This is a genomic window from Microbispora catharanthi (assembly GCF_006334915.2).
Taxonomy (GTDB): domain Bacteria; phylum Actinomycetota; class Actinomycetes; order Streptosporangiales; family Streptosporangiaceae; genus Microbispora; species Microbispora catharanthi.
Genome location: NZ_VDMA02000003.1, coordinates 176,361 through 198,451 on the forward strand (window position 1 = coordinate 176,361; position 22,091 = coordinate 198,451).

21 protein-coding genes and 1 pseudogene are annotated in these 22,091 nt (G+C 72.8%); 11 read left to right on the plus strand and 11 right to left on the minus strand.

Annotated features, from left to right (window positions below; all coding sequences use genetic code 11):
- Positions 1 to 26 precede the first annotated feature (26 nt).
- Positions 27 to 1,190 carry a glycosyltransferase gene (locus tag FH610_RS06530; RefSeq protein WP_139573384.1) on the plus strand — a complete coding sequence of 388 codons (1,164 nt, stop codon included), beginning with the start codon at positions 27 to 29 and terminating at the stop codon, positions 1,188 to 1,190.
- 48 nt (positions 1,191 to 1,238) lie between these two features.
- Here the strand turns inward: FH610_RS06530 and FH610_RS06535 are convergent, their stop codons facing one another.
- Both FH610_RS06535 and FH610_RS06540 read right to left on the minus strand, forming a co-directional pair.
- Positions 1,239 to 2,501 carry an RNA polymerase sigma factor gene (locus tag FH610_RS06535; protein WP_139573385.1) on the minus strand — a complete coding sequence of 421 codons (1,263 nt, stop codon included), beginning with the start codon at positions 2,499 to 2,501 and terminating at the stop codon, positions 1,239 to 1,241.
- Complete coding sequence (locus FH610_RS06540) at positions 2,485 to 2,865, minus strand: YciI family protein (RefSeq protein WP_240808801.1); 381 nt, start codon at positions 2,863 to 2,865, stop codon at positions 2,485 to 2,487. Before FH610_RS06540 ends, FH610_RS06535 begins: the two co-directional genes overlap by 17 nt.
- A gap of 148 nt (positions 2,866 to 3,013) precedes the next feature.
- Between FH610_RS06540 and FH610_RS06545 the strand changes: the two genes are divergently transcribed.
- The 6 genes from FH610_RS06545 (at position 3,014) to FH610_RS06570 (ending at position 8,703) form a co-directional block, all read left to right on the plus strand.
- Entirely contained in the window at positions 3,014 to 3,763 is a 750-nt protein-coding gene (locus FH610_RS06545) for an acetoacetate decarboxylase family protein (RefSeq protein ID WP_139573386.1), read from the plus strand.
- A gap of 43 nt (positions 3,764 to 3,806) precedes the next feature.
- On the plus strand, positions 3,807 to 4,457 hold the full coding sequence (locus FH610_RS06550) for a response regulator transcription factor (protein WP_276607634.1): 651 nt from the start codon (positions 3,807 to 3,809) through the stop codon (positions 4,455 to 4,457).
- Positions 4,458 to 4,502: 45 nt separating this feature from the next.
- Positions 4,503 to 5,702 carry a sensor histidine kinase gene (locus tag FH610_RS06555; RefSeq protein WP_205825598.1) on the plus strand — a complete coding sequence of 400 codons (1,200 nt, stop codon included), beginning with the start codon at positions 4,503 to 4,505 and terminating at the stop codon, positions 5,700 to 5,702.
- 127 nt (positions 5,703 to 5,829) lie between these two features.
- Positions 5,830 to 6,207, plus strand: coding sequence for a hypothetical protein (locus FH610_RS06560; RefSeq protein ID WP_139573387.1), 378 nt, complete (start codon positions 5,830 to 5,832; stop codon positions 6,205 to 6,207).
- A 10-nt stretch (positions 6,208 to 6,217) separates the two neighbouring features.
- The gene (locus FH610_RS06565; protein ID WP_139573388.1) at positions 6,218 to 7,114 is read left to right on the plus strand and encodes an ABC transporter ATP-binding protein; all 897 of its coding nucleotides are present in this window, start codon (positions 6,218 to 6,220) and stop codon (positions 7,112 to 7,114) included.
- Positions 7,111 to 8,703 (plus strand): ABC transporter permease, encoded by a 1,593-nt coding sequence (locus FH610_RS06570; protein ID WP_139573389.1) that lies wholly within the window; start codon positions 7,111 to 7,113, stop codon positions 8,701 to 8,703. Before FH610_RS06565 ends, FH610_RS06570 begins: the two co-directional genes overlap by 4 nt.
- A 96-nt stretch (positions 8,704 to 8,799) precedes the next feature.
- On the opposite strand, the gene FH610_RS43555 is transcribed toward FH610_RS06570, so the two are convergent.
- The 8 genes and pseudogenes from FH610_RS43555 to FH610_RS06610 form a co-directional block, all read right to left on the minus strand.
- Positions 8,800 to 8,973 (minus strand): TetR/AcrR family transcriptional regulator, encoded by a 174-nt coding sequence (locus FH610_RS43555; protein ID WP_205825599.1) that lies wholly within the window; start codon positions 8,971 to 8,973, stop codon positions 8,800 to 8,802.
- Positions 8,974 to 9,072: 99 nt separating this feature from the next.
- A pseudogene (locus tag FH610_RS45095) lies at positions 9,073 to 9,470 on the minus strand (sugar O-acetyltransferase); the annotation flags it as partial.
- An 86-nt stretch (positions 9,471 to 9,556) separates the two neighbouring features.
- A complete protein-coding gene (locus FH610_RS06585; RefSeq protein WP_139573390.1) occupies positions 9,557 to 10,438 on the minus strand; it encodes a glycosyltransferase family 2 protein in 882 nt (293 codons plus the stop codon).
- A gap of 180 nt (positions 10,439 to 10,618) precedes the next feature.
- Entirely contained in the window at positions 10,619 to 11,377 is a 759-nt protein-coding gene (locus tag FH610_RS06590; protein ID WP_139573391.1) for a CDP-alcohol phosphatidyltransferase family protein, read from the minus strand.
- Positions 11,355 to 12,395, minus strand: a complete 1,041-nt coding sequence (locus tag FH610_RS06595) for an iron-containing alcohol dehydrogenase family protein (protein ID WP_167538693.1) — start codon at positions 12,393 to 12,395, stop codon at positions 11,355 to 11,357. The genes FH610_RS06590 and FH610_RS06595 overlap by 23 nt, the downstream gene beginning before the upstream one ends.
- Positions 12,396 to 12,439: 44 nt before the next feature.
- Positions 12,440 to 13,171, minus strand: a complete 732-nt coding sequence (locus FH610_RS06600) for a phosphocholine cytidylyltransferase family protein (RefSeq protein WP_139573393.1) — start codon at positions 13,169 to 13,171, stop codon at positions 12,440 to 12,442.
- 93 nt (positions 13,172 to 13,264) lie between these two features.
- Complete coding sequence (locus FH610_RS06605) at positions 13,265 to 13,930, minus strand: DUF5941 domain-containing protein (RefSeq protein ID WP_139573394.1); 666 nt, start codon at positions 13,928 to 13,930, stop codon at positions 13,265 to 13,267.
- Between the two features lie 100 nt (positions 13,931 to 14,030).
- On the minus strand, positions 14,031 to 15,539 hold the full coding sequence (locus FH610_RS06610) for a CDP-alcohol phosphatidyltransferase family protein (RefSeq protein ID WP_240808802.1): 1,509 nt from the start codon (positions 15,537 to 15,539) through the stop codon (positions 14,031 to 14,033).
- 169 nt (positions 15,540 to 15,708) lie between these two features.
- On the opposite strand from FH610_RS06610, the gene FH610_RS06615 reads away from it, so the two are divergent.
- Genes FH610_RS06615 through FH610_RS06625 form a run of 3 tightly spaced genes read left to right on the plus strand, consistent with a single transcriptional unit; the run spans position 15,709 to position 19,458 of the window.
- On the plus strand, positions 15,709 to 17,115 hold the full coding sequence (locus FH610_RS06615; RefSeq protein WP_139573396.1) for a bifunctional cytidylyltransferase/SDR family oxidoreductase: 1,407 nt from the start codon (positions 15,709 to 15,711) through the stop codon (positions 17,113 to 17,115).
- 34 nt (positions 17,116 to 17,149) lie between these two features.
- Positions 17,150 to 19,000 carry a CDP-glycerol glycerophosphotransferase family protein gene (locus tag FH610_RS06620; RefSeq protein ID WP_139573397.1) on the plus strand — a complete coding sequence of 617 codons (1,851 nt, stop codon included), beginning with the start codon at positions 17,150 to 17,152 and terminating at the stop codon, positions 18,998 to 19,000.
- A gap of 23 nt (positions 19,001 to 19,023) precedes the next feature.
- Complete coding sequence (locus FH610_RS06625; RefSeq protein ID WP_139573398.1) at positions 19,024 to 19,458, plus strand: Uma2 family endonuclease; 435 nt, start codon at positions 19,024 to 19,026, stop codon at positions 19,456 to 19,458.
- Here the strand turns inward: FH610_RS06625 and FH610_RS06630 are convergent.
- Complete coding sequence (locus FH610_RS06630) at positions 19,435 to 20,493, minus strand: glycosyltransferase family 2 protein (RefSeq protein ID WP_139573399.1); 1,059 nt, start codon at positions 20,491 to 20,493, stop codon at positions 19,435 to 19,437. The two genes, FH610_RS06625 and FH610_RS06630, sit on opposite strands and share 24 nt — an antisense overlap.
- 195 nt (positions 20,494 to 20,688) lie before the next feature.
- Here FH610_RS06630 and FH610_RS06635 point away from each other — a divergent pair, with 195 nt between their 5' ends.
- Entirely contained in the window at positions 20,689 to 22,068 is a 1,380-nt protein-coding gene (locus FH610_RS06635; protein ID WP_240808803.1) for an LCP family protein, read from the plus strand.
- The last annotated feature ends 23 nt before the right edge of the window (positions 22,069 to 22,091 follow it).

Consider the following 22,091-nt stretch of genomic DNA (forward strand, 5'->3'; position numbering starts at 1 on the left):
TCGGACGGTGCAGTCAGCCTCCCCATATGAGGGTATGCGTCGGCACGACAGTCCATCACCCCGAGGACGCCCGGATCACCCACCGGCAGATCCGGGCGCTGCTCGACGCCGGGCACGAGGTCACCTTCGTCGCGCCGTTCACGCACTGCAACGTGACGCCGCGGCCGGGCATCCGGGCCGTGGACGTGCCGAGGGCCGTGGGGCTGCACCGCGCCAAGGCGCTGCGGGCCGCCACCTCCGCCCTGCGTACGGCGGTCCGAGACGCCGACCTGCTGCTCGTGCACGACATCGAGCTGCTGCTCGCGCTTCCTCGCAAACGGCCGCCCACGGTCTGGGACGTCCACGAGGACACGATCGGCGCGCTGAACGCCAAGGCGTACCTGCCGGGGCCGGTGCGGAGCGTCCTGCCGCCGCTGATCCGCGCGGTCGAGGGCCGGGCGGAGCGGCGCCTCCACCTCATCCTCGCCGAGGAGTCCTACCGTGAGCGCTTCCCCGGCGCGCATCCCGTGGTGCCCAATCACACGTACGTGCCGCAGACGCCGCCCGCGCCTCCGGGGGACCACCGGATCGTCTACGTGGGCCACATCTCCCTCGCGCGCGGCGCGGCCGAGATGGTGGAGATCGCCCGGCGGCTCCGGCCGTTCGGCATCCGCCTAGATCTGATCGGACCGGCCGACGCCGCGGTGCGTCCGATGCTGCGCGACGCGCAGCGCGCGGGGCTGCTCGACTGGTTCGGGTACGTCCCCAACAACCACGCGCTGCGGATGGCCGAGGGCGCCCTGGCCGGGCTGTCCCTGCTGCACGACGTGCCCAACTACCGCGAGTCGACGCCCACGAAGGTCATCGAGTACATGGCCCGCGGCATCCCCGTCGTCACGACCCCGCTGCCGAGGGCGGCGTCCCTGGTCGGGCGGGTCGACTGCGGGACGATCGTCCCGTTCGGCGAGGTCGGCGCGGTGGCCGACGCGGTCGTGCAGTGCGTGCTCCGCCTGCGCGAGGACGCCGAACGGCGTGCCGCGATGGGCGCGCGGGGTTACGTCGAGGCGCTGAACCACTTCCACTGGCCCGCCGTGGCCGGGGAGTTCGTCGCCCTGCTCGAGCGGTGGGCCCAGGCTCCGAGCTCCGTCGCCGTCCTGCCGGACCGCTCTCCCGCCGGCCGCCTGACCAACCTGTCGGGGCAGAACGTCTAGCGACCCGTGCCGGCCGCCGCGCCCGTCCCGGTGGGCGCGGCGGTCGCGTCACCCACTCAATTCCCGCACCTGACGCAGCCGGCGGTCGAGGAAGGCCCGCTCGGAGGCGTTCCGGGTGCGGGCGATCGCCGCTTCATACGCCCGCGCGGCCTCCCCGGCCCGGCCGAGCCGCCGCAGCAGGTCGGCCCTGACGGCGTGGAACAGGTGGTAGCCGTCCAGGCCGAGGTCGTCCACGAGGGCGAGCGCGGCTTGCGGCCCGTCCACCTCGGCCACCGCGACGGCCCGGTTCAGCGCGACAACAGGGTTCGGCGCGGCGACCGGGTTCGGGGCGAGGGCGAGCAGGTGGTCGTACAGGCTCAGGATCTGCCTCCAGTCGGTGGCGGCGGCGATCGGCGCGTCGGCGTGAACCGCGTTGATCGCCGCCTGGATCTGGTAGGGCCCCGGCCGGCCGCGCCGCAGGCACGCCCGCACGATGTCCTGGCCCTCGGCGACGAGCGCGCGGTCCCACCTGCCGCGGTCCTGCTCCGGCAGCGGCACGAGGTCGCCGGCCGGGGTGGTGCGGGCGTCGCGCCGCGCGTGGACGAGCAGCATGAGCGCGAGCAGCCCCATCACCTCCGGCTCGTCGGGCATCAGCGCCGCCAGCAGGCGGCCGAGCCTGATGGCCTCCGCGCACAGGTCGTCGCGGGCCAGCCGGTCGCCCGCGCTCGCCGTGTGGCCCTCATTGAAGATCAGGTAAATGACGGCGAGCACGGCCCGGAGCCGGTCCGGCAGGTCGGCCTCCCGCGGAACGCGGTACGGGATCCCCGCGTCGCGGATCTTGGCCTTGGCCCGGACCAGCCGCTGGGCCATGGTCGGCTCAGGGACCAGGAACGCCCGCGCGATCTCGGCCGTGGTGAGGCCGCCGAGCAGGCGCAGCGTCAGCGCGACCCGGGCGGCCGGGGCGAGCGCGGGATGGCAGCAGGTGAAGATCAGGCGGAGCCGGTCGTCGTGCACGGGACCCTCCTCGGCCGGTTCGTCGTCAGCGTCGCCGGGGGCGCGCAGCAGCACCGCCCGCGCGTGCCGGTCCGCACGCAGGGACTCCCGCCGGTGACGGTCGATCACCCGGTTGCGGGCGGTAGTGATGATCCAGCCGGCCGGGCTCGGCGGCGTCCCGTCGCGCGGCCAGCGCCGCACCGCCTCGGCGAACGCGTCCTGGACCGCCTCCTCGGCGACGTCGATGTCGCCGAAGTGGCGGACCAGGACCGCGACGGCCCGGCCGTACTCCTCGCGGAACACCCGCTCGAGGTCGGGGTCCCTACTGCCGGTCGTCATCGCCCTCCACGACGCCCGCGAAGGGGCGCACCTCCACGGGGAGCGTGGTCGCGCGGGCGAGCCTGCGACCCCACTCGAGCGCCGCGTCGAGGTCGGGCGCCTTGACGATCGTCAGCCCGCCGACGTGCTCCTTGCCCTCGGTGTACGGACCGTCGGTGACGAGCTCCTCCCCGTCGCGCACCCGCACCACGGTCGCCGTGCCCGGATCGTGCAGCCCGCCGGAGAAGACCCACGCCCCCGCGGCGCGTAGTTCCTCATTGAGGACCGCCAGGTCCCGCATGATGGGCTCCAGGACCTCCGGCGGGGGCGTCCCGCCGTCGGGCTGCTGGATGCTGAGCAGATAGTGCCTCATGGTCTCGTCCACCTCCTCGGCGAGGCCCGCCCGGCGCGGGCCCGTTCACCCTCTACACGAACGACCGCCCCGGAATCGACATCCGCCGGAAAACAGGGCTGGGACAACCTTGCCGCCGTACGGCTGTCGCACGGCCGCCGGGCTTTGCTGTACTGGAACCATGGCAAGCCACGTCGTCCAGGGGCGCAGGGTCGAGACGCCGGTGGAGGTTCGCGACGCCTCGGTCTGCCTCGCCGCCTACCTGGTGCGGGCCGACGCCGCCCGCGCGGTCCTCGCGTACTCCAGGATGGACGTCACCGAGGTCCTGCCGGGCAAGGCCCTGTGCTCGCTGGTGTTCGTCCGCTACCACGACTCCGACCTCGGCTCCTACAACGAGTTCGGGGTCACCTTCCTCGTACGGCCGGCCGACGCGGGCCCCCCGCCGAGGCGCGGGCCGCTGGCCGGGCTGAAGGACCTGCGCGGGGCGGGGTCGGGCGCCTTCGTCCACTGGCTGCCGGTCGACCAGGCGTTCACGCTGGAGGCCGGTCGGACCATCTGGGGCTTCCCCAAGGAGCTGGCCGACGTGGATCTGCGGCTCGGCTCGCCGTACAAGCGGTGTCTGCTGCGCAGGGACGGCCGGATGGTCGTCGACCTGCTGGTCAGGCCGGGCATCCCGGCGACGCCCGTGCCGTTGCTCGGCGAGGCGCTGCCCGTGCCGGACGCCTACGCCCACCTGGACGGGGTCACCCGCCGCATCCCCTGGACGGTCCGTGCCCGGGGGATCCGCTGGCGGCCGGGCGGCGCGCTCATCCGCCTCGGCAACCACCCGATCGCCAAGGAGCTGAGCGAGCTCGGCCTGCCCCGGCGGGCCCTGATGACGGCCGCGGCCGAGCACGTGTCGATGACGTTCGAGGAGCCGGGACGGGCGTGACGCCGCCGCGGGCCGTTCCCGGCGGGGCTGGAAGAATCGGCGGGTGATTCGTGTCCTGATCGCCGACGACCAGGAGATGGTGCGGCGGGGCCTGCGCCGCATCCTGGAGAGCCAGCCGGACATCCAGGTCGTCTGCGAGGCCGCCGACGGAGTGGCCGCGGTGGAGATGGCCCGGCGGTTCCAGCCGGACGTGGCGCTCGTCGACATCCGCATGCCCAGGATGGACGGGCTCGAAGTGACCCGGGCTCTCGCCGGCCCCGGCGCATCGGTGCCGACGAAGGTCGTGGTGGTGACGACCTTCGACCTGGACGAGTACGTCTACCCGGCGCTGCGGCACGGCGCGTCCGGGTTCCTGCTCAAGCGCTCGGGCCCCGCGCTCCTGGTCGAGGCGGTCCGGGCCGCCGTGGCCGGCGACACCCTGATCAGCCCCTCGGTCACGGTGCGGCTGCTGAGGCACGTCACGGGCGACGGCCCCCGGCACACGCCGCCGTCGGAACCGCTGACCGAGCGCGAGATCGAGATCGCCGGCCAGGTGGCCGAGGGGAAGACCAACGCCGACATCGCCGCCGAGCTGTTCATCTCGCCGGGCACGGTCAAGACCCACGTGGCGAGCATCCAGCGCAAGCTCGGCGTGCGCAACCGGGTCGGCATCGCCGTACGCGCCTGGGAGCTGGGGTATGCCAGGGTGCGGTGACCAGGGTGCGATCACGGTCCCCACCGCGTGCGTACCCTCAGTGGCATGACGAGGTCCCGGGTCCGCGCCTTCCTGTGCGCCGTGGTCGTGGCGATGGTGCCGGCGCCGGCGATCCTCGCTCCCCCGCACGCGCTCGTCGTCGCCCTGTCCGCCACCCTGGCCGTCGCCGTCGCGCTGACGCGCCTGCCCTACCGGCGGATCGGCCTCGCCACGGCGGCGACCGTCGTCGTGCTGGTCTCCTTCGCCGTCACGTTCGCCTACCAGGGGCGGCACCAGTTCGCCGGGCTGTGGCTGCCCGTCGAGATGGGCGCGCTGCTGCTCCTGTTCGGACGGGTCGTGCGACGGCTGCCGGGACGGCGGGCGGCGGTCATCGGGACGGCGCTCGGGATCGCGACGGCCGTCGCGCTGCCGTTGCGGCTGACGCTGCGCATGCCCCGCCCGACGGCGGATGCCTCGGTCATCGCCTGCCTCCTGTCGTTCATCGCCGTGGCCGCCGTGGCCGCCGTCGCGCTCTACCTCAGGTCACTGGACGACCGGCGGGTGCGCGCGGTGGCGGACGCGCGGCGGGCCCAGCGGCTGGAGACGGCCCGCGACCTGCATGACTTCGTCGCCCACGAGGTCACGGGGATCGTCCTGGAGGCCCAGGCGGCGCAGCTCGGCGAGCTCGATCCGCACGAGGCGCGCGAGCTCGCCGCACGCGTCGAGGAGGCGGGGCTGCGCGCGCTGGCGTCCATGGACCACATGGTGAGCGCGCTGCGCGACCCGGACGAGCGGGCGGCGGAGGAACCGCCGCCGACCCGCGTCTACGGCCTGGCCGACCTGCCCGACCTGGTCGGCCGTTTCTCGGCCACCGGAAGGATCCCGGCCAGGCTCGACATGCCCGGCGACCTCGCCCTCCCGGTGGCTCCCGAGATCGGGAGCACGGCGTACGCCGTCGTGCTCGAGGCGCTGACCAACGTGCGGCGGCACGCCTCCTCCGCGACCCGCGTGGTGGTCGCGGTCGCCCCAGTCGATGGCGCGGCCGACGGCCCGGCCCTGCGGGTGTCCGTCACCGACGACGGCGGCACCTGTCCGACCGGCCTCGCGGGAGACGACCGGCACGGCGGAGGCACCGGCCTGATCGGCCTGGCCGAGCGGGTGAAGGCGCTCGGGGGCGCGCTCCACGCCGGCCGCCAGGCGGCGGGCTGGCAGGTCGGCGCCGTCCTCCCCGTTCCGCAGAGTGCCAGGAGTCGCGCGGGCCGCTGAGTGCCAGGAGCCGCGCCGGCCGCTGAGTCGGCCCGCCATCGGACCCCGGATATCTGCCGAACGGCAGATGCCGGCCCGGCCGCCCGCAGCGGATCCTGCTCGGGACGGTTTCACCCCGGAGGATCCGATGACTACACGCAAGACGGTGTGGTGTGCCTTGACGGTGCTCGCGGCGGCGGTTCTGAGCGGCTGTTCAGACGCGTCGAAGGCCGCACCGGTGTCCCGGACCTTCACGTTCAGCGGCAGGACGCTGAACGTGCGGGCACACGACACCCCGGCCGACCTCGTCGCGACGGACAGGAAGGACATCAAGGTCACCCTGTGGTTCGACGTGCACGGCACCAACCCCCAATCCAGCCAGACCCTCGACGGGAACACGCTCGATCTCAACGCCGGATGCTCCGGGTGGGCCGACTGCTCGGCCCGGTTCAGGGTCGAGGTGCCCCGCGAGGTCAGGGTGCTGCGCGACGGCCGCACGACCGATCTGCGCGGCCTGCCCGGGTGAGGGGAACGAGATGATCGATTCTCCGGCCCTCGAACTGGTGGACGTCACCAAGACCTACAAGGGCGGCAAGCGCGCGGTCGACGGCGTCACCCTGCGGTGCGGCCCGGGACTGCTCGGCCTGCTCGGCCCGAACGGCGCGGGGAAGTCGACGCTGATGCGCATCTGCGCGACGGTCACCCGGCCGACCGGCGGCAGGGTCCTGTACGACGGGACCGACGTGGTGTCCCGGCCCGGCGCGCTGCGCGGGGTTCTCGGCTACCTCCCGCAGGACTTCGGGGTCTACCCGCACCTGACCGCGCGGGAGTTCCTCTCCTACCTCGCCGCCCTGAAAGGATTGGCCGCGCGTGCGGCGCGTGCGCGAATCGACGAGCTGCTCGAACTGGTCAACCTCACGGAGGCGGTCCGCACGCCCCTCGGCGAATACTCCGGCGGCATGCTGCGCCGGGTCGGCATCGCCCAGGCCCTGCTGGCCGACCCGAGGGTGCTGATCGTGGACGAGCCGACGGCGGGGCTCGACCCCGAGGAGCGGGTGCGGTTCCGCGCCATGCTCTCCGACCTGGCGGAGGACCGGGTGGTCCTGCTGTCCACGCACATCGTGTCCGACATCGAGTCCGTCGCGTCCGACGTCGCCGTCGTGACCGGGGGACGGCTGCTGCGGCGCGGCACCCCCGAGGCGTTGCTCGCCGAGGTCGACGGCCACGTCTGGGAGACGGTCGCCGGGCCCTCCGAGGCCGCCGCCCTGCGGGAGCGCCACCCGACCGGCCGCGTGATCCGCACGGCGGACGGCATCCGCCTGCGACTCCTGTCGGACACGCCGCCGGCTGCCGGCGCCGTACGGGTGCCTCCCGACCTGGAGGACCTGTACCTCGCCGTCGTGGGTGGCGGCGTCCGAGAGGCGGCCCGATGACGGCACGGGTCACAACACGGGTCACGACACGGGTCACGGCGCGGGCGACGGTCGCGCTCGCCGTCGCCGACTTCCGGGAGCGGGTCCGGCGGCCCGCGTACGCCGTGATCCTGCTGGCGGCGGTCGGCCTGGCCCGGCTGGCCGTCCCGCCCGCGGACGCCGGGTGGGTGATCCTGGACGTCGGAGGCTACCGCGGCGTCTACACCAGCGCCTGGGTCGGGACGGCGACCGCCCTCGCCGGCGCCCTCTGGCTCACTCTGGGCGGGTTCTACCTGGTACGCGACGCGATCGGCCGGGATGAGCGCACCCGTGTGGGCCAGCTCGTCGCCGCCACGCCACTGCGCACGTCCGCCTACCTGCTGGCGAAGTTCCTCAGCGACTTCCTGGTGCTCGCCTCGATGGCGGGCGTGCTCGCGGTGACCGCGCCGATCATGCAGTTCGCCCGCGGCGAGTCCGGAGCCGTGGACCCGGTGGCGCTCCTGCTGCCCTTCGTGACGATCACGCTGCCCCCGCTGGCGCTGACGGCGGCGGCCGCGGTGCTGCTCGAAACCGTGCCGCTGCTTCGGGGCGGCGTGGGCAACGTGGTCTGGTTCGTCGTCTCCCTGGTCCTCCTGATCGGCGGACAGTCGCGGAAGGCGCCTCTCGGCGGTCTCGGGGTGCACCAGGCCGCCGACTCGATGCGCGCCGCCCTCGCCACCCAAGGCGTCGACGTGCACGGCCGGGAGTTCAGCCTCGGCCTGACCTCCGTCGCCAGGCCGCTGCGCACCTTCCACTGGGACGGCTTGTCCGTCACCGGCGCGTTCCTCGGCGGCCGTCTCGTCGTGGTCCTGCTGGCGGTCGTCCTGGCGCTGCTGCCGTGCCTCTGGTTCGCCCGGTTCGACCCGGCGCGTCGTCTCACCGCCCCGGCCGTCACGCCGTACGAGCCGGGCGTCACCGCAGCGGGCTTCCGGACGGCCCTCCGGACCGCGCCCCGGGTGGCGCCGCGTCCGGGCCGGGCGTCGCGACGGCTTCTCGCCGGCGAGCTGCGCATCCTCCTTCAGGGCGTCTCGCGCTGGTGGTGGCTCGTGGCCGCCGGGGTGACGGCGGCCGCCTTCGCCACGCCGGAGCCCGCGACCATGCTCCCGTTCGCCTGGATATGGCCGGTGCTGATCTGGTCACGGCTGGGAACCCAGCGAGCGGAGTACGGCGTGGAGGGGCTGCTCGGCGCCTATCCCGCACCCCGGCGCGGGCTGCTCGCGGAGTGGGCGGCCGGGGTCGTCCTCACGGCCGCGACGGGCGTGGGACCCCTCGTCCGTATGGCGGTCGCCGCCGACTGGCCCGGAGTGGGGTCTTGGGCGGGCGGCGCGCTCCTGGTGCCCTCGCTCGCCCTGGCGCTCGGCGCGGCCTGCCGTACGCACCGGGTCTTCCAGGTCGTCTACCTCGGCCTGTGGTATCTCGCCGTCAACGGGACGGCGGCCGTCGACTACATGGGCGCGGTCCGCGCGGAAGGGCTGCCCGCCGGGCCGTCCCCGCTCGTCGTGGCCGGCCTCGCCGCGGCGCTGCTCTGCGCCGCCCTGGCGGTCCGCACCGCCCGCCACGCGACCCGCTGACGCGGCGTGCTCACGCTCGGCCGTCACACGCGAGACGGGCGATCAGCTCGTACGTCAGCACGTGCTCGCGCCGGGACCGCTGCAGGTCCCCGTGGATTAACGCCAGATCGCCTCGGCCGCGGCGTCCCGGTCCGGGGCGGCGGCCAGGCGTCGCTCGAACGTGTCGCCGGTGCCCGCCGCGAACCGGGTGAACGCCTCGACGAGCAGGTCGTCCATGTTCTCGAAGTGGTAGGTCATGGACCAGAGCGGGACGTCGGCCCGGGCGGCCACCTTCCGGTGGGAGGTCCCGGCGACCCCCGTCCTCGGCGATGCAGTCGATCGCGGCGTCGATGATGCGGTCGCGGCGCTCCGGGTCGTGGCGGCGGGCCATCACAGCCGCCGTGTCACGCGCGCCGGGTTGCCGACCGCGACGACGTTCGCGCCGACGTCCTCGGTCACGACCGCTCCGGCCCCGATCACGGTGTTCTCGCCGATGGTCACACCCGGCAGGATGATCGCGCCGCCGCCGATCCAGACGTTGTCACCGATCGTGATCGGTTCCGCGGCCTCCAGCTTCGCCCGGCGCGGCTCGGGGTCGACCGGGTGCGTCGGGTTAAGCAGCTGCACGTTCGGGCCGATCTGGCAGTCTCGCCGATCGTGATCGCTGCGACGCCGAGCGCGGTCAGGTTGTAGTTGACGAAGGTGCGGGCGCCGATGGTGATGTTCTCGCCGTAGTCGACGTACAGCGGCGGCCTGACGACCGCCCCCTCGCCCAGGCTCCCCAGGAGTGCACGTTTGTACGCATCGGGCGCGGGCCCGCCCTGTCACGCCGGCCGCTTGCCCCGGTCGCGCCGGGGGCGAGAACGACGAACCGCTAGACGATGGGCGGGCGGCCGAGGCGGAGCATGCGCCAGGCGGTGCGCCAGGCCATCGGACGGCGCTCGCCCGCGGGCTCGCGCAGCCCTTCGAAGAAGCCGCGGAACCACGCCTTGATCGCGGGCATCGAGCGCTCGCGTACGAGCGTGAGCACGACCCAGTTGAGCAGGTAGAACATCGCGAGCGGCCACGGCAGGTTGCGCCGGGCCAGCCAGACGCGGTTGCGGGCGTTCAGCCGGTAGAAGTCCGTGTGCCTGGACGGCAGCACCAGCGGGTGGTACATGACCGTCTCGGCGTCATACTCGATGCGGTAGCCCTCGCCCAGCAGGCGCCAGGCGAGGTCGGTCTCCTCGTGGGCGTAGAAGAACCGCTCGGGCAACCCGCCGACCTGCAGGAACGCCGACTTGCGGATCGCGCAGGCGCCGCCGAGGAAGGTCGTCACCGGAGAGGACCGCTCGGGGTCGCCGGCCCGCAGGCGGGGCACGTGCCGCCGCTGCACCGAGCCGCCCTCGGGGTCCATCACCCGGAAGCTGATCACGGCGAGGTCGGGCTCGTGCGTGAACCGCTCGCGGACGTGCGCGGCGACCTTGGAGTTGGCGTACCAGCCGTCGTCGTCCAGGAACAGGACGATGTCGCCCGAGCACTCCTGCACGCCGCGGTTGCGCCCCTCGGGGATGCCCGCGTTGTGCTCCAGCCGTACGGTCTTGATCGTCGCGGCGGAGCCGGGGAGCGGCCGGGCGGTCAGCTCCGGCACGTCCGCGCCGTTGCCGACGACGACCACCTCGATATCGCCGTCGGTCTGGGTGAGCGCGGATTCCACTGCCCGGTCGAGCTCGGCGATCCTGTTGCCCATGGTGAGGATGACACAGGAGATTTTCACCGCGTCATCGCCTCGACGTGGGGCGCACTACACACGACTTCATGATCACCGAGTCTGTATGGCCGGGCAATCCGGAATCTGCCTGGTTTACCGTGGAATAAGGGTATCGGAACTGCCACCAAACCCCTACCCAACCGCGAATGTACGGCCGATCGGCACGCCGGGCGGGAAACGACGCGCTCATGACAGCCGCCGGGAGGCGAGGATGCTGACCAGGTGCAGCAAGAGCTGGACTCCCGCGATGACGACGCAGGCGACCACGAGGATCCGGGTGGCGGAGAACCAGTTGTCGAGCACCGCCGCGACCACGACGATCAGCGACAGCTCGACGGCCTGGATCACCCGGTGGAACCGCAGCACCGCCGCGGCCCTGCGGGCCAGCGCGAGCCGCGGCGAGCTGAACTGCTGCGCCGCCGCCTCGGTGGTCGCCACCAGGCCCGACCGGGCGCGGGCGACGTCGACCAGATCGGTCTCCGACTTGATCAGAATCGCGCCGAGCGCCGCCGCCACGCCCATGACCGTGTACCAGTCGGGCAGAGTCTCCGAGGCCCGGAAGCCCAGCCCGATCAGCAGCGCCGCCTCGGCGAAGTAGTGCCCGACCCGGTCGAGGTAGACCCCGGTGATCGAGGTGCGGCCGGACCACCGGGCCAGCTCCCCGTCGGAGCAGTCGAGCAGCAGATAGACCTGGATGAGCAGGGCCGCGCCCAGCGCCGCCCAGAAGCCGGGGAGGGCGAGCACGGCGCCCGCCGCCACCCCGCACACGATCATCAGGCCGGTGACCTGGTTCGGCGAGATGGGGGTCTTGGCCAGCAGCCAAGTGGCGTAGATGGACAGGCGCCGCATGTACAGCAGGCCGGCCCAGTGCTCGCCGCTGCGGCGGTCCATGGTGGTCTGCGGCTGGGCGACCGCGCGAAGCTCAGCGACCGACGGCGCGGACATAGTCCTCAACTCTCCCACGGACCTCGTGCTCCGACAGCCGGAGGTGCTCAAGAATGGTGTAGCGGCCGGGCCGGGTGCTGGGGGCCAGCATCACCGCGGCCGTGAATTGTTCGGTCGTCAGGCCGACGTCGCCGGGCACGACGGGCAGGCCGTGCCGTCCGAGGCAGCCGGTCACCTGGCCGAGCCGGTGCGCGTCCTCACGGAGGAAGTAGCAGAACGCCGCGCCGATGCCGGCCAGCTCACCGTGGTTGGAGGTGCCGGGGAAAAGCTGGTCCACAGCATGAAGGATCTCATGATCGCCGCCACTCGCCGGACGGCTTGACCCCGCGATGACCATCGACATCCCCGACAGGATCAGCGCCTCGGCGAGCACGGTCAGGAACGCGTCCGACTCGATCGAGTCCGGCCGGCCGAGCACGGCCTCGGCCGCGGTGCGCGACATGGAGATCGCCAGCCCGTCGATGGGCTCGCCCCGCTCGGTGTTGCCGAGCTGCCAGTCCTCGATGGCCGACAGGTTGCTGAGCACGTCGCCGATCCCGGACCGGACGAGCGAGGGCGGGGCGTCGTGGACGAACTCGAGGTCCACCATGATCGCCAGCGGCATGGGGACGCCGAACGAGCCCTTGCCGCCCTCGTACACGAGTGAGGCCACCGGCGAGCAGATGCCGTCATGCGAGAGGTTGGTGGCGACGGCGACCATGGGGATGCCGGCGAGCGACGCGGCGTACTTGGTGGCGTCGATCGTCCTGCCGCCGCCGACGCCGACCACCGCCTCGTAGTTGCCCTTGCGCAGGTCCGCGCCGAGCGACACGGCCGCGTCCACGGTGCCGTCCGCCACCCGGAGCACCTTGGCCTCACCCAGCGACGGCGCGATGACCTCCGCGATGCGGTCGCCCTGCCCGACGCCGACCGCGACCGCGACCCGGCCGGAGGTGGCCACCCTGCTGTCGGCGAGCAGGGTGCCGAGCTGCGCGATCGCGCCCCGCCGCACCTCCATCGTGAGAGGCGCGGGGAGCATCCTTGCCAGAATCGGCATGCGAACTCCTCAGAAGGCCGCGGAAATCAGTATCGGCATGCGATCTCACGGGCCTTCGCGAGGTCGTCGTGGTTGTCCACCTCGACCCACTCGACCTTGCCGATCGGCGCGACGGCGATCTTCTCGCCGCGCTCGACCATCTCCTGGTAGCCGTCCTCGTAGTAGAGCTGCGGGTCGCGCTCGAACGTGGCCTTCAGCGCGTCGGCGAGCCGCTCGGCCGCGCCCGGCCGGATCAGCGTGGCGCCGATGTACTCGCCGTACGCCTCGGCCGGGTCCATCAGCTTGGTGATCCGCTTCAGCCGGCCGTCCTCCAGTGTGACCTTCATCTCCTCGTCCGCCAGCGACTTCACGTCGTCGACGGCGAGCAGGATGTCGGAGGTGTCCTCGGCGGCCAGCAAGGTCCGCTCCACCGACACGGGGTGGACGGTGTCGCCGTTGACCAGCAGCGCGCCCTGGGAGAAGTGGTCGCGGGCACACCACAGCGAGTAGGCGTTGTTCCACTCCTCGGCCTTGTCGTTGTGGACAAGCGTGAGCTTCACCCCGTGGCGTCGCTCCAGGTCGGCCTGCCGTTCCCGTACGGCCTGGGCCTGGTAGCCCACGATCACCACGACCTCGCGGAGGTCCACGGCCGCCAGGTTACGCAGGGCGATGTCGAGGATCGTGGTCTCACCGTCGACCGGCACCAGCGCCTTCGGCAGCGTGTCGGTGTACGGCCGCAGGCGACGTCCGGCTCCGGCGGCCAGCACCATTCCGAGCAATTTCCCGCACTCCTTGAGGTCGAGCGTCAGACAGTAACCCCAAAGGTTAGTTGGCTCGGCACCCCGGTTGGGTAATCCACCGTTGGTCTGACGTTAATCCTGGGGTGCCGGTTCCACGGCCTCGTCGGGCGTGCGGGGGGCGGCGAGCCAGCAAGTCAGGCTCTCCCAGCCGAACAGGGCCCACAGGTAGACCGCGAGCAGCACGAACACGGCGGTCATCACGTCGAGCAGGCCGCCGAGGGCGACGACGAGCATCCGGCCGTCCCAGCCCAGCCCGGCCGTCGCCAGCCACGGCGGCGGATACACGTGCTGGCGCAGCCGGTAGACCGTGTCGTAGTGGTGGAAGGCCATCGCGCCGAGCAGCGCGACGATGAGCGCCGGCGGGACGGAGCGGGCGAACCCGGCCGAGGCGATGAAGCCATACTCGGTCATCCGCAGGATCGGGGGCGCCAGCCAGTCGAGCCGGCCGTCGTGCCGGTGGGCGCTGCCCGCCCCGGCCAGCAGCAGGGCCACCGCCGGGGCGAAGACCGCGAAGTCGTCGGCCCCGGCGATGCCGAGCACCAGCAGCACGGCGGTCACGAAGGCCCCCGCTACCGCGGGCGGCAGCGGCGGGAGCTGCCCGGCCACGAGCAGCCCCATCGCCCTCGACAGCGGGCCGTCGTCGCGGTAGGCCACCACGACGCTGCGCGGCACCGGAGTCATGTGCACGGAGATCGCGCCCCGGGCCTTCCCGCCGGCCTCGCGGGGGCGCCGGCTCATGCCCCCTCCTCGCCTTCGGCTCGGAGCTGGGTCGTGCCGGAGGCGCGCAAGTCAGCACCTCGCCGGACGCTGTGTTCACTGATTCGCTCGCTACGCTCGCTCATGCGAAGGACCTCGCCATCCGCCCGGCGGCCGTGTAGGCCAGGGCCACCGCGCCCCAGCCCAGCAGCGTGAGGAACGTCACCCGCGCGTCGAACAGCGCGGCCGTCACCGAGATCAGCGCCATGCGCTCCCCAATCGGCAGGACGATCATCTTCTTCGCCCAGTAGGCCACGCCCCTCGCGCCGCTCAGCGCGTCGAGCCGCCGCGACAGCGCCAGCACCGATCCGGTGCCCTTCGCGGCGGCCGCCGCGGGCGCCTCGTCCCAGGGCACGCCCATCGGACGCGGGGCCGCCGCCCGCAGGCCGGCCACCCTGGCCCGGTCGGCCATCGCTCCCGCGTAGGAGAAGTCGACCACGTGGCGGATCGTCTGGAGGATCATCGCGCCCACCGCCAGGGCCCAGATCTCCCACGGCTCCCGGGAGCCGGCCAGGTATCCGGCCGCCAGGCCGACGTACACCAGGTATTCCTTGAGCCGGTCGCAGATCGCGTCGAGCCAGCTCCCGAGCGGGGAGAACCGGCGCGTGTACCGGGCGAGCTGCCCGTCCAGGCAGTCGAGCACGAACGACAGGTAGAGCGCGACGGCGCCGACCACGAGCCCCGCCCGGCGGCCGTCGGAGAACCAGATCGCGGCGATGGCGGCGAACCCGACCGAGATGCCGGTGACCGTGTTCGGGGTCAGGCCGAGACGGGCGGCCGGACGGATGAGGTGACGCGACCACGAGCTGACGCAGTAAGTGGTGAAGAAGCCGTCGCCGCTCTTCACCGCGGCGTCGAGCCTGGCCTGCGCCTCGTCGACGTCGGCCAGCTCGCGCACCGCGCGCTCGGCGGCCGGGCGCGTGCCGGCCCGCCCGCAGTGCAGGGTGTTCAGCGCGACGGCGTGCACCTGCACGCCCGCCCGCACCAGGCCCGTGAGCAGCAGCTCGGGAACCTCGCCGTCGCCGACCCGCCCGAGGTGACGGCGCTGGGCCAGGTCGGCCAGGTCCTCGGCGATGTCGGCCAGCCCGGCCAGGTGGGCCTCCCCGACCTGGAGGACGCCGCGGAACGTGCCGTTGGCCCACTCGACCTCGTGGAAGGACGTGCCCGCCGACACGACGCGGCCCCACTCGGTCCGTACGGGCGGCCGCAGCGGGGCCGGGTCGCCGCTGGCGACGATCGCGCCGGTCGGGCGCGCGGGATGTTCGAGCAGCAGCGACAGCGCCTCGGTGTGCGCGACCACGTCGGCCGCCAGCACGGCGACCGGCGAGGTCGAGGCGCGGGCCGTCTTGGCCACGATCCGCAGGTCCTCGGCGAGCCCGTCGCTGACGCAGATCTGATGCCGCAGGCCGCTCTCCGCGCCCTTCTCCCACCCTCCCGCCTGGGCGTCCTGGCTCCGCACCACGACCAGCACCTCGCGGATCGGCAGCGTGAGGAGCTGGGCGGTGAGCCGCTCCAGGAGGCTGCCGTCGGACCGGGCGCCGTCGGACCAGGGCAGCCCGGCGGCCGGTGAGGTCGCGAGGACGACCGCCACCGTCTCTGTGTCCCGTGACGTACCGGGCTTGCTCGGATCCGCCCCCATATGGAAACCCGCTTCACGTCGACCGCACGTGCTCACCTCGCAAAGTAACCGAGTGATCACTAGGTGGCAATCACCTTCTCCGGCTTCCGGCACGGGTATGGTCTCCTCCGGGGAGGACATCATGATCGCCGAATCGCGTCTGCGCAGGGTGGGGGTGGTGCTGGCCGGCGGCGTCGGCCAGCGCGTGGGCCTCAACACCCCGAAACAGCTTCTGAAGATCGCCGGGAAGACGATTCTGGAGCACACGCTCGACGTGTTCGACGGCCACCCGGAGATCGACGAGGTCGTCGTCCTGATGGCCCCCGGCTTCGTCGCCGAGGCCGAGGAGCTCGTCAGGAGAAACGGCTACACCAAGGTCGGCCGGGTGCTCGAAGGAGGCGCGAGCCGCACCGAGACGACCTGGCGGGCGCTGTGCGCGCTGGGCGAGCAGGAGTGCGACGTGCTGCTGCACGACGCCGTACGGCCGCTGATCGAGCCCCGCATCATCAGCGAGTGCGTGGCCGCGCTCGAACGCTACGAGGCGGTCGAGGTGGCGATCCCCTCCTCCGACACGATCGTGGTGGCCGCTCCCGGCCCGCGCGGCGACATCATCCGCGACATCCCCGACCGCTCCCGGCTGCGCCGGGGGCAGACCCCGCAGTGCTTCCGGCTGTCGGTGATCCGGGCGGCGTACGAGCGGGCCCTGGCCGACCCCGAGTTCCCCTCGCTGCCCACGACGGACGACTGCGGCGTCGTGCTGCGCTACCTGCCCGACGTGCCGATCTACATCGTGCCCGGCAGCGAGCACAACATGAAGGTCACCCATCCGGTCGACGTCTTCATCGCCGACAAGCTCTTCCAGCTCGCCGAGAACACGGCGCCCGCACTGGACGAGGAGGCCTACCGGGCCGGGCTCGAGGGCCGCACGCTCGTGGTCTTCGGCGGCAGCTACGGCATCGGCGCGGACATCGTCGCGCTGGCCAGGAGACACGGCGCGAGCGTCCACTCGTTCTCCCGCAGTCAGAACGGCGTGCGCGTCGAGGACGTCGCCGCCGTGGAGGACGCGCTCGCCCGGGTGTACGCCGAGACCGGCCGGATCGACTACGTCGTCAACACGGCGGGCGTGCTGCACATGGGCAAGCTCGGCGAGGCCGGGCAGCACACGATCGAGGAGACCATCGGGGTCAACTACCTCGGACCGGTCAACATCGCCCGCGCGTCCGTGAAGTACCTGATGGAGACCCACGGCCACCTGCTCCTCTACACCTCCTCGTCCTACACCCGCGGCCGGGCCGACTACAGCCTCTACTCCTCCACGAAGGCCGCCGTCGTCAACCTCACCCAGGCGCTCGCCGACGAGTGGGCCTGCCAGGGTGTCCGCGTCAACTGCGTCAACCCCGAGCGCACCGCCACCCCCATGCGGCTGCGCGCGTTCGGCGACGAACCCGCCGGAACGCTTCTCTCCCCCGCCGCCGTCGCCCGCACCAGCATCGACGTGCTGCTGTCCCGCCTCACGGGACAGGTCGTGGACGTACGGCTCAGCCGATGACCGCAACCATGTACGGAGGGACGGGCACTCGCCCATGGGGGGAAACATCAAGGGGCGCAGGGCCCCGAACGCACTGGTCGCGATAATCCGGCGGCCGGCCCTGAGAAGCCTGGCCGGCGGGCGCAGGGGCGCGTTCACCGCGCTCACGCTCGCGTCGTACCCGGCCCTGCTCGCGGCCGCCGTGTGGCCGCTGCCCGCGACCTTCGCGGTGCTCGTGCCGCTGTCGTACGCCGCGGAGGCCGCGCTGCCCGGCCGGGCGGCGGGGGCGCTGAGCCGGGCCCACCTCGGGGCCACGGTCCGCTTCCTGTCGCGTGAGACGGCCGCCGTCGTGCTGCTGGCGCGGCTGGCGCCGGGCCGGCCACTGTGGTTCGCGGCGCTCGCGGCCGGGCTGTTCCTGTTCCACGGCCTGCGGGCCGTGCAGACGTGGCTCGCCGAGCACGTCGACCGCCGGCACAACCTGATGCCGGTGGTGACCCGCAACATCGACCTGCCCGCGCTGCGGATCCCGCCCGCGCCGCCCCGCGCGCTGCTCGCCTGGCGGGGCGCCCGGCTGCTCTACCTCGACGCGCTCGCGGTCCTGCCCGCGGCGGCGACGGCGCCCATGGGCCTGGGCTGGACGGGCGTGGCGGGCGCCGTCGCGGCCCTGGTGCTGGAGGTCACCGCCGTGGTCGCGCTGCTGGCCCACGCGAGGCGGGCCAGGCATCTGGGCGACCGGCGGCGGGTCCTCTCCGCCGTGGACGACTGGGTCGCGGCCTACCGGCCCGAGGTCGTCATGTACTTCTCGGGCCCGGTCACGGCGGTCTACCAGGCCACCATGTGGCTCGGCACGCTGGAGCGGATCACGCCGAGGACGCTGGTGGTGCTGCGTGACCGGTCGCTTGCCACCGCCCTCGGCACGACGACGCTGCCGGTCGTGTGCATCCCCTCGTCGGTCGACCTCATGAACTTCCGCGCGCTCGACGGTGTGCGGGTCGCGCTGTTCCCCGCCAACGTCGGCAACAACATCCACATGCTCCGGGTGCCGGGCGTGCGGAGCGTGTTCATCGGCCACGGCGACAGCGACAAGGAGGCGTCCTTCAACCCGTACACGAAGGTGTACGACGAGGTCTGGGTGGCCGGCCCTGCCGGGCGGGACCGCTACCTGCGCGCCCGGGTGGGCGTGCGGGACGAGGCCGTCGAGGAGGTCGGCCGCCCCCAGCTCGCCGGGGTGCTGCGCACCAGCCCGTACGCCGAGGGGCTGGCGCCGCACCGGACCGTCCTGTACGCGCCCACGTGGGAGGGATGGAGCGACGACCTGTTCCACAGCTCGCTCATCGCCATGGGACCCGCGATCGTGCGCGCCCTGCTCGGCCGGCGGGTGCGGGTGATCTACAAGCCCCACCCGCTCACCGGTCACCGCTCGCCGGCGGCCAGGGCCGCGCACCGGAAGATCCTGGCCCTGTTGCACGAGAGCACGGGGATGCCCCACGTCGCCGTGACCGGCCGGGAGCCGTCGCTGTACGAGTGCTTCAACGAGGCCGACGTGCTGGTCTCCGACATCTCCAGCGTGGTGTCGGACTTCGTGGCCAGCGGCAAGCCGTACGTCGTGGCCAACGTGGCGGGCCTTCCCGCGGACCGGTTCCGCGAGCGCTACCCGGCCGCCGGGGCGGCGTACCTGCTCGGGCCCGACCTGGCGGAGCTTCCCGACATCCTGCGCCGTCTCGACGTGCCGGGAGAGGACGACATGGCCGCGGCCCGGCGGGCCCTGCGCGCCTACCTGCTCGGCGCCGACCACCCCGATCCGCTGGCCCGCTTCGAGGAGGCCGTACGGCGTGCCGCCGCCCGCGCCGAGGCCCGCGCCCGCTCCCTCGGCCTCGAAGCCCTCGCCCCTTCCACCCGTGACTGAACAAGCCGAGGAGAGCCCTATGGATGCCGCCGAAGCGCCGCCCCGGCCCGCTCTGGCGCCGGTGCCCGGCGTGGCAGGGATGGGCGGGAAACGTGGGCGTGTGCCTCGACGGGACCAACGAGCCGGTGGTGCCGGATCTCGTGCTCGCCCCGCGAGGCTGTCCGCGTTGGGAGGAGCGTGAGCTGCTGTCCTCGGGGCTGATGCTGGTCGCCGAGGTGGTCTCGAAGGGGAGCGCGGAGGACGACCGCCTCAAGAAGCCGGCGATCTACGCCGGGGGCGGGGTTCCGGTGATGCTCCTCGTGGACCCGCTGACGAGGCCCGCGTCGGTCACGGTCTACAGCGACCCCAAGGAGGGCCAGTACCAGGTGACCTCGACGGTGCCGTTCGGGCGGGAGATCCAGGTCCCCCACCCGATCGGCTTCACGCTGGACACCTCAGTCCTCGAAGAGGTCCTCTAGCCTCGCCCGTTCGGGCGTGGGACGGGGCTTGCTGAGCTTCGGGGGGCTGGTCAGGAAGCCCGTCCCCCACGAGATGTGCATGGTGGCGTACACCACCGGCAGGCGTACGAGCGCGGCGCCGGACAGCCCGCGACCGGTGAGGACCGAGCCCGCGAGGATCGCCACCAGATAGCCCCCGGGGATGATCAGGCCGGGCCAGAAGAAGGGCGAGACCACCAGGCCCAGCGCCATCGCCGCCACGGCGGCGGGCGGGGCGAGGTAGCGCAGGTTGATCGTGCCCTGGTGGGTGCGGGAGACGACCCGCCGCCAGCGGCCGTAGTGGAAGTACTGCTTGGCCAGGGCGCGCACGTTGGGCCGGGGACGGTAGGTGACGCGCATCCTCGGCTGGAACCACACCAGCCCGCCGGTCTCCCGGATGCGGTGGTTCATCTCCCAGTCCTGCGCGCGCAGGAAGTGCTCGTCGTAGCCGCCCACCCGGTCGAGGGCGCTGCGGCGGAAGACGCCCAGGTAGACGGTGTCGGCCGGGCCCGCCTCCCCGCCCGTGTGGAACCGCGCGTTGCCCACGCCGATCTTCGAGGTCATGGCGCAGGCCACCGCCTGCTCGAACGGCGTGATCCCCTCGGCGGCCATGATGCCGCCGACGTTGTCGGCGCCGGTCTGCTCCAGCGTCTCCACGGCCGTTCGGAGGTAGTCGCGGGGCAGGATCGCGTGCCCGTCGACCCGCGCGATGATGGGGTTGCGGGACGCCGCGATGGCGGCGTTCAGCGCGTTGGGGGTGCGGCCCGTGGGGTTCGGCACGACGACGACACGGCGGTCCTCGGCCGCGATGGCGTCCGCGACCTCCTGCGTGCGGTCGTGGGAGGGCCCCACGCTGATGACGACCTCGAGAGGGCCCTCGTAGTCCTGCTCGAGGACCTGCCGTACGGCGTCGCGAAGGTGCCGTTCCTCGTTGAGCACCGGCATGATCACCGACACCGGCGGCCAGGGCCGCGCGGGATTCTGGCTCGACTGTCGCGAGTCGGGAAAGGGCTTCATGGCGGCGCTCACGCTACTGTACGGGGGGGTGGAGACGGCAACCGGAGGACGGGAATGCCCGGCGACCATGAGGAGGACTCCGGCGTCCGCGTAGGGGGCGACGGGTACGGCGGGGTAAGGCTGACGGCGCAACGCGCCCGCCAACGGAGATCAAATCTCCGATCCCTGGTCATTTCGGGCTCGCTGTCCGGAGTCGTGCTGATCGGATCGGGCGTCGCGTGGCTGGCGCCGAACTACGCGATCAACCGGATCCACTCGGTGGACGCCGGAACGAGCGAGGCCGAGTCCACGGGCGCGATGAACATCCTGCTGGTGGGCGTGGACAAGCGCGACAACCTGACCAGGCGCCAGCAGAACCAGCTCCATCTCGGCCGCGACGTCGGGCAGCGCACCGACACGATGATGGTGATCCACCTGTCGGAGGACCATCGCAGGGTGACCGTGGTCAGCCTGCCGCGGGACACGTGGACGACGATCCCCGGCCAGGGCGAACACAAGATCAACTCGGCGTACCAGTTCGGCGGCGCCAAGCTGGCCGTGAAGACGGTGGAGCAGGCGACGGGCCTGAGCGTCAACCACTACGTCGAGGTCAACGTGCTCGGGTTCATCGACGTGGTGGAGTCGCTGGGCGGCGTCACCGTCTGCACGCCGGTGCCCATCGACGACCCGAAGACCAAGCTGAACCTGCAGCCGGGGACGTACACGCTGGACGGCGTCAACGCGCTCGCGTACGCCCGCACGCGGGCCACGGCGCGCTCCGACCTCGACCGGATCGACCGGCAGCAGCAGGTCATCTCCGCGCTGCTGGGCAAGGCGCTCAGCGGTGGCACGCTGGCCAACCCGGCCAGGCTCGCCGGGTTCCTCGACTCCACGTTCAAGACGCTCACCGTGGACCCGGCCCTGCAGAAGGACCTGCTCGGCATGGTGAACCAGTTCAAGGACGTCTCGACCGACGACGTGTCGTTCGCGACCGTGCCGCTGGCCGACGTGAACTACCACGCGCCCACGGGCGAGTCCGCGGTGCTGTGGGACAAGACGGCCGCCCGCGACCTGTTCCAGCGGATCGACGCCGACCAGCCCCTCGTCAAGCCGTCGGCGAAGGCCTCGGCGTCTCCTTCGGGCAGCCCCGCGGCGTCGGCGAGCGCCTTCCCCTCGACAGGGCCCACGGCCTCTCCGACGGCACTCACGATCCCGCCGGGCCGCATCTCGGTCAAGGTGCTCAACGGCACGCTCATCACCGGCCTGGGCGCGACCACGAAGGCCCGCCTCGTCGAGGCCGGGTTCATGGTGCCGTCGTCCCCGGGCGACACGGCCCGCCGCGACTTCACCACCACGGTCATCCGCTACCCGCCCGGCCGCGAGGACTCGGCGCGTACGGTGGCCGCCGCCATCCCGGGGGCCGAGTTGCGCGAGCAGCCGGACGTGACCGGCATCGAGGTCGTCGTGGGCCAGAAGAACCACGACGTGAAGAAGGTGACGGTCGCCGCACCGGAGGGCTCCGCCACGCCGGCGACGCCCACCCCGCAGGCGACCCCCTCGGCCCGCACCGCCACGCAGAACATCTGCAAGAAGTGACCGCCCCGGCCGGCGAATATGGG

Excerpts from the sequence above, each read along its gene's own strand:
- FH610_RS06530 (WP_139573384.1), top strand. The coding sequence starts at position 27 with ATGAGGGTATGCGTCGGCACGACAGTCCATCACCCCGAGGACGCCCGG.
- FH610_RS06535 (WP_139573385.1), bottom strand. The coding sequence starts at position 2,501 with ATGACGACCGGCAGTAGGGACCCCGACCTCGAGCGGGTGTTCCGCGAG.
- FH610_RS06545 (WP_139573386.1), top strand. The coding sequence starts at position 3,014 with ATGGCAAGCCACGTCGTCCAGGGGCGCAGGGTCGAGACGCCGGTGGAG.
- FH610_RS06555 (WP_205825598.1), top strand. The coding sequence starts at position 4,503 with ATGACGAGGTCCCGGGTCCGCGCCTTCCTGTGCGCCGTGGTCGTGGCG.
- FH610_RS06560 (WP_139573387.1), top strand. The coding sequence starts at position 5,830 with ATGACTACACGCAAGACGGTGTGGTGTGCCTTGACGGTGCTCGCGGCG.
- FH610_RS06565 (WP_139573388.1), top strand. The coding sequence starts at position 6,218 with ATGATCGATTCTCCGGCCCTCGAACTGGTGGACGTCACCAAGACCTAC.
- FH610_RS06570 (WP_139573389.1), top strand. The coding sequence starts at position 7,111 with ATGACGGCACGGGTCACAACACGGGTCACGACACGGGTCACGGCGCGG.
- FH610_RS06590 (WP_139573391.1), bottom strand. The coding sequence starts at position 11,377 with ATGTCCGCGCCGTCGGTCGCTGAGCTTCGCGCGGTCGCCCAGCCGCAG.
- FH610_RS06595 (WP_167538693.1), bottom strand. The coding sequence starts at position 12,395 with ATGCTCCCCGCGCCTCTCACGATGGAGGTGCGGCGGGGCGCGATCGCG.
- FH610_RS06605 (WP_139573394.1), bottom strand. The coding sequence starts at position 13,930 with ATGAGCCGGCGCCCCCGCGAGGCCGGCGGGAAGGCCCGGGGCGCGATC.
- FH610_RS06615 (WP_139573396.1), top strand. The coding sequence starts at position 15,709 with ATGATCGCCGAATCGCGTCTGCGCAGGGTGGGGGTGGTGCTGGCCGGC.
- FH610_RS06620 (WP_139573397.1), top strand. The coding sequence starts at position 17,150 with ATGGGGGGAAACATCAAGGGGCGCAGGGCCCCGAACGCACTGGTCGCG.
- FH610_RS06625 (WP_139573398.1), top strand. The coding sequence starts at position 19,024 with ATGCCGCCGAAGCGCCGCCCCGGCCCGCTCTGGCGCCGGTGCCCGGCG.
- FH610_RS06630 (WP_139573399.1), bottom strand. The coding sequence starts at position 20,493 with ATGAAGCCCTTTCCCGACTCGCGACAGTCGAGCCAGAATCCCGCGCGG.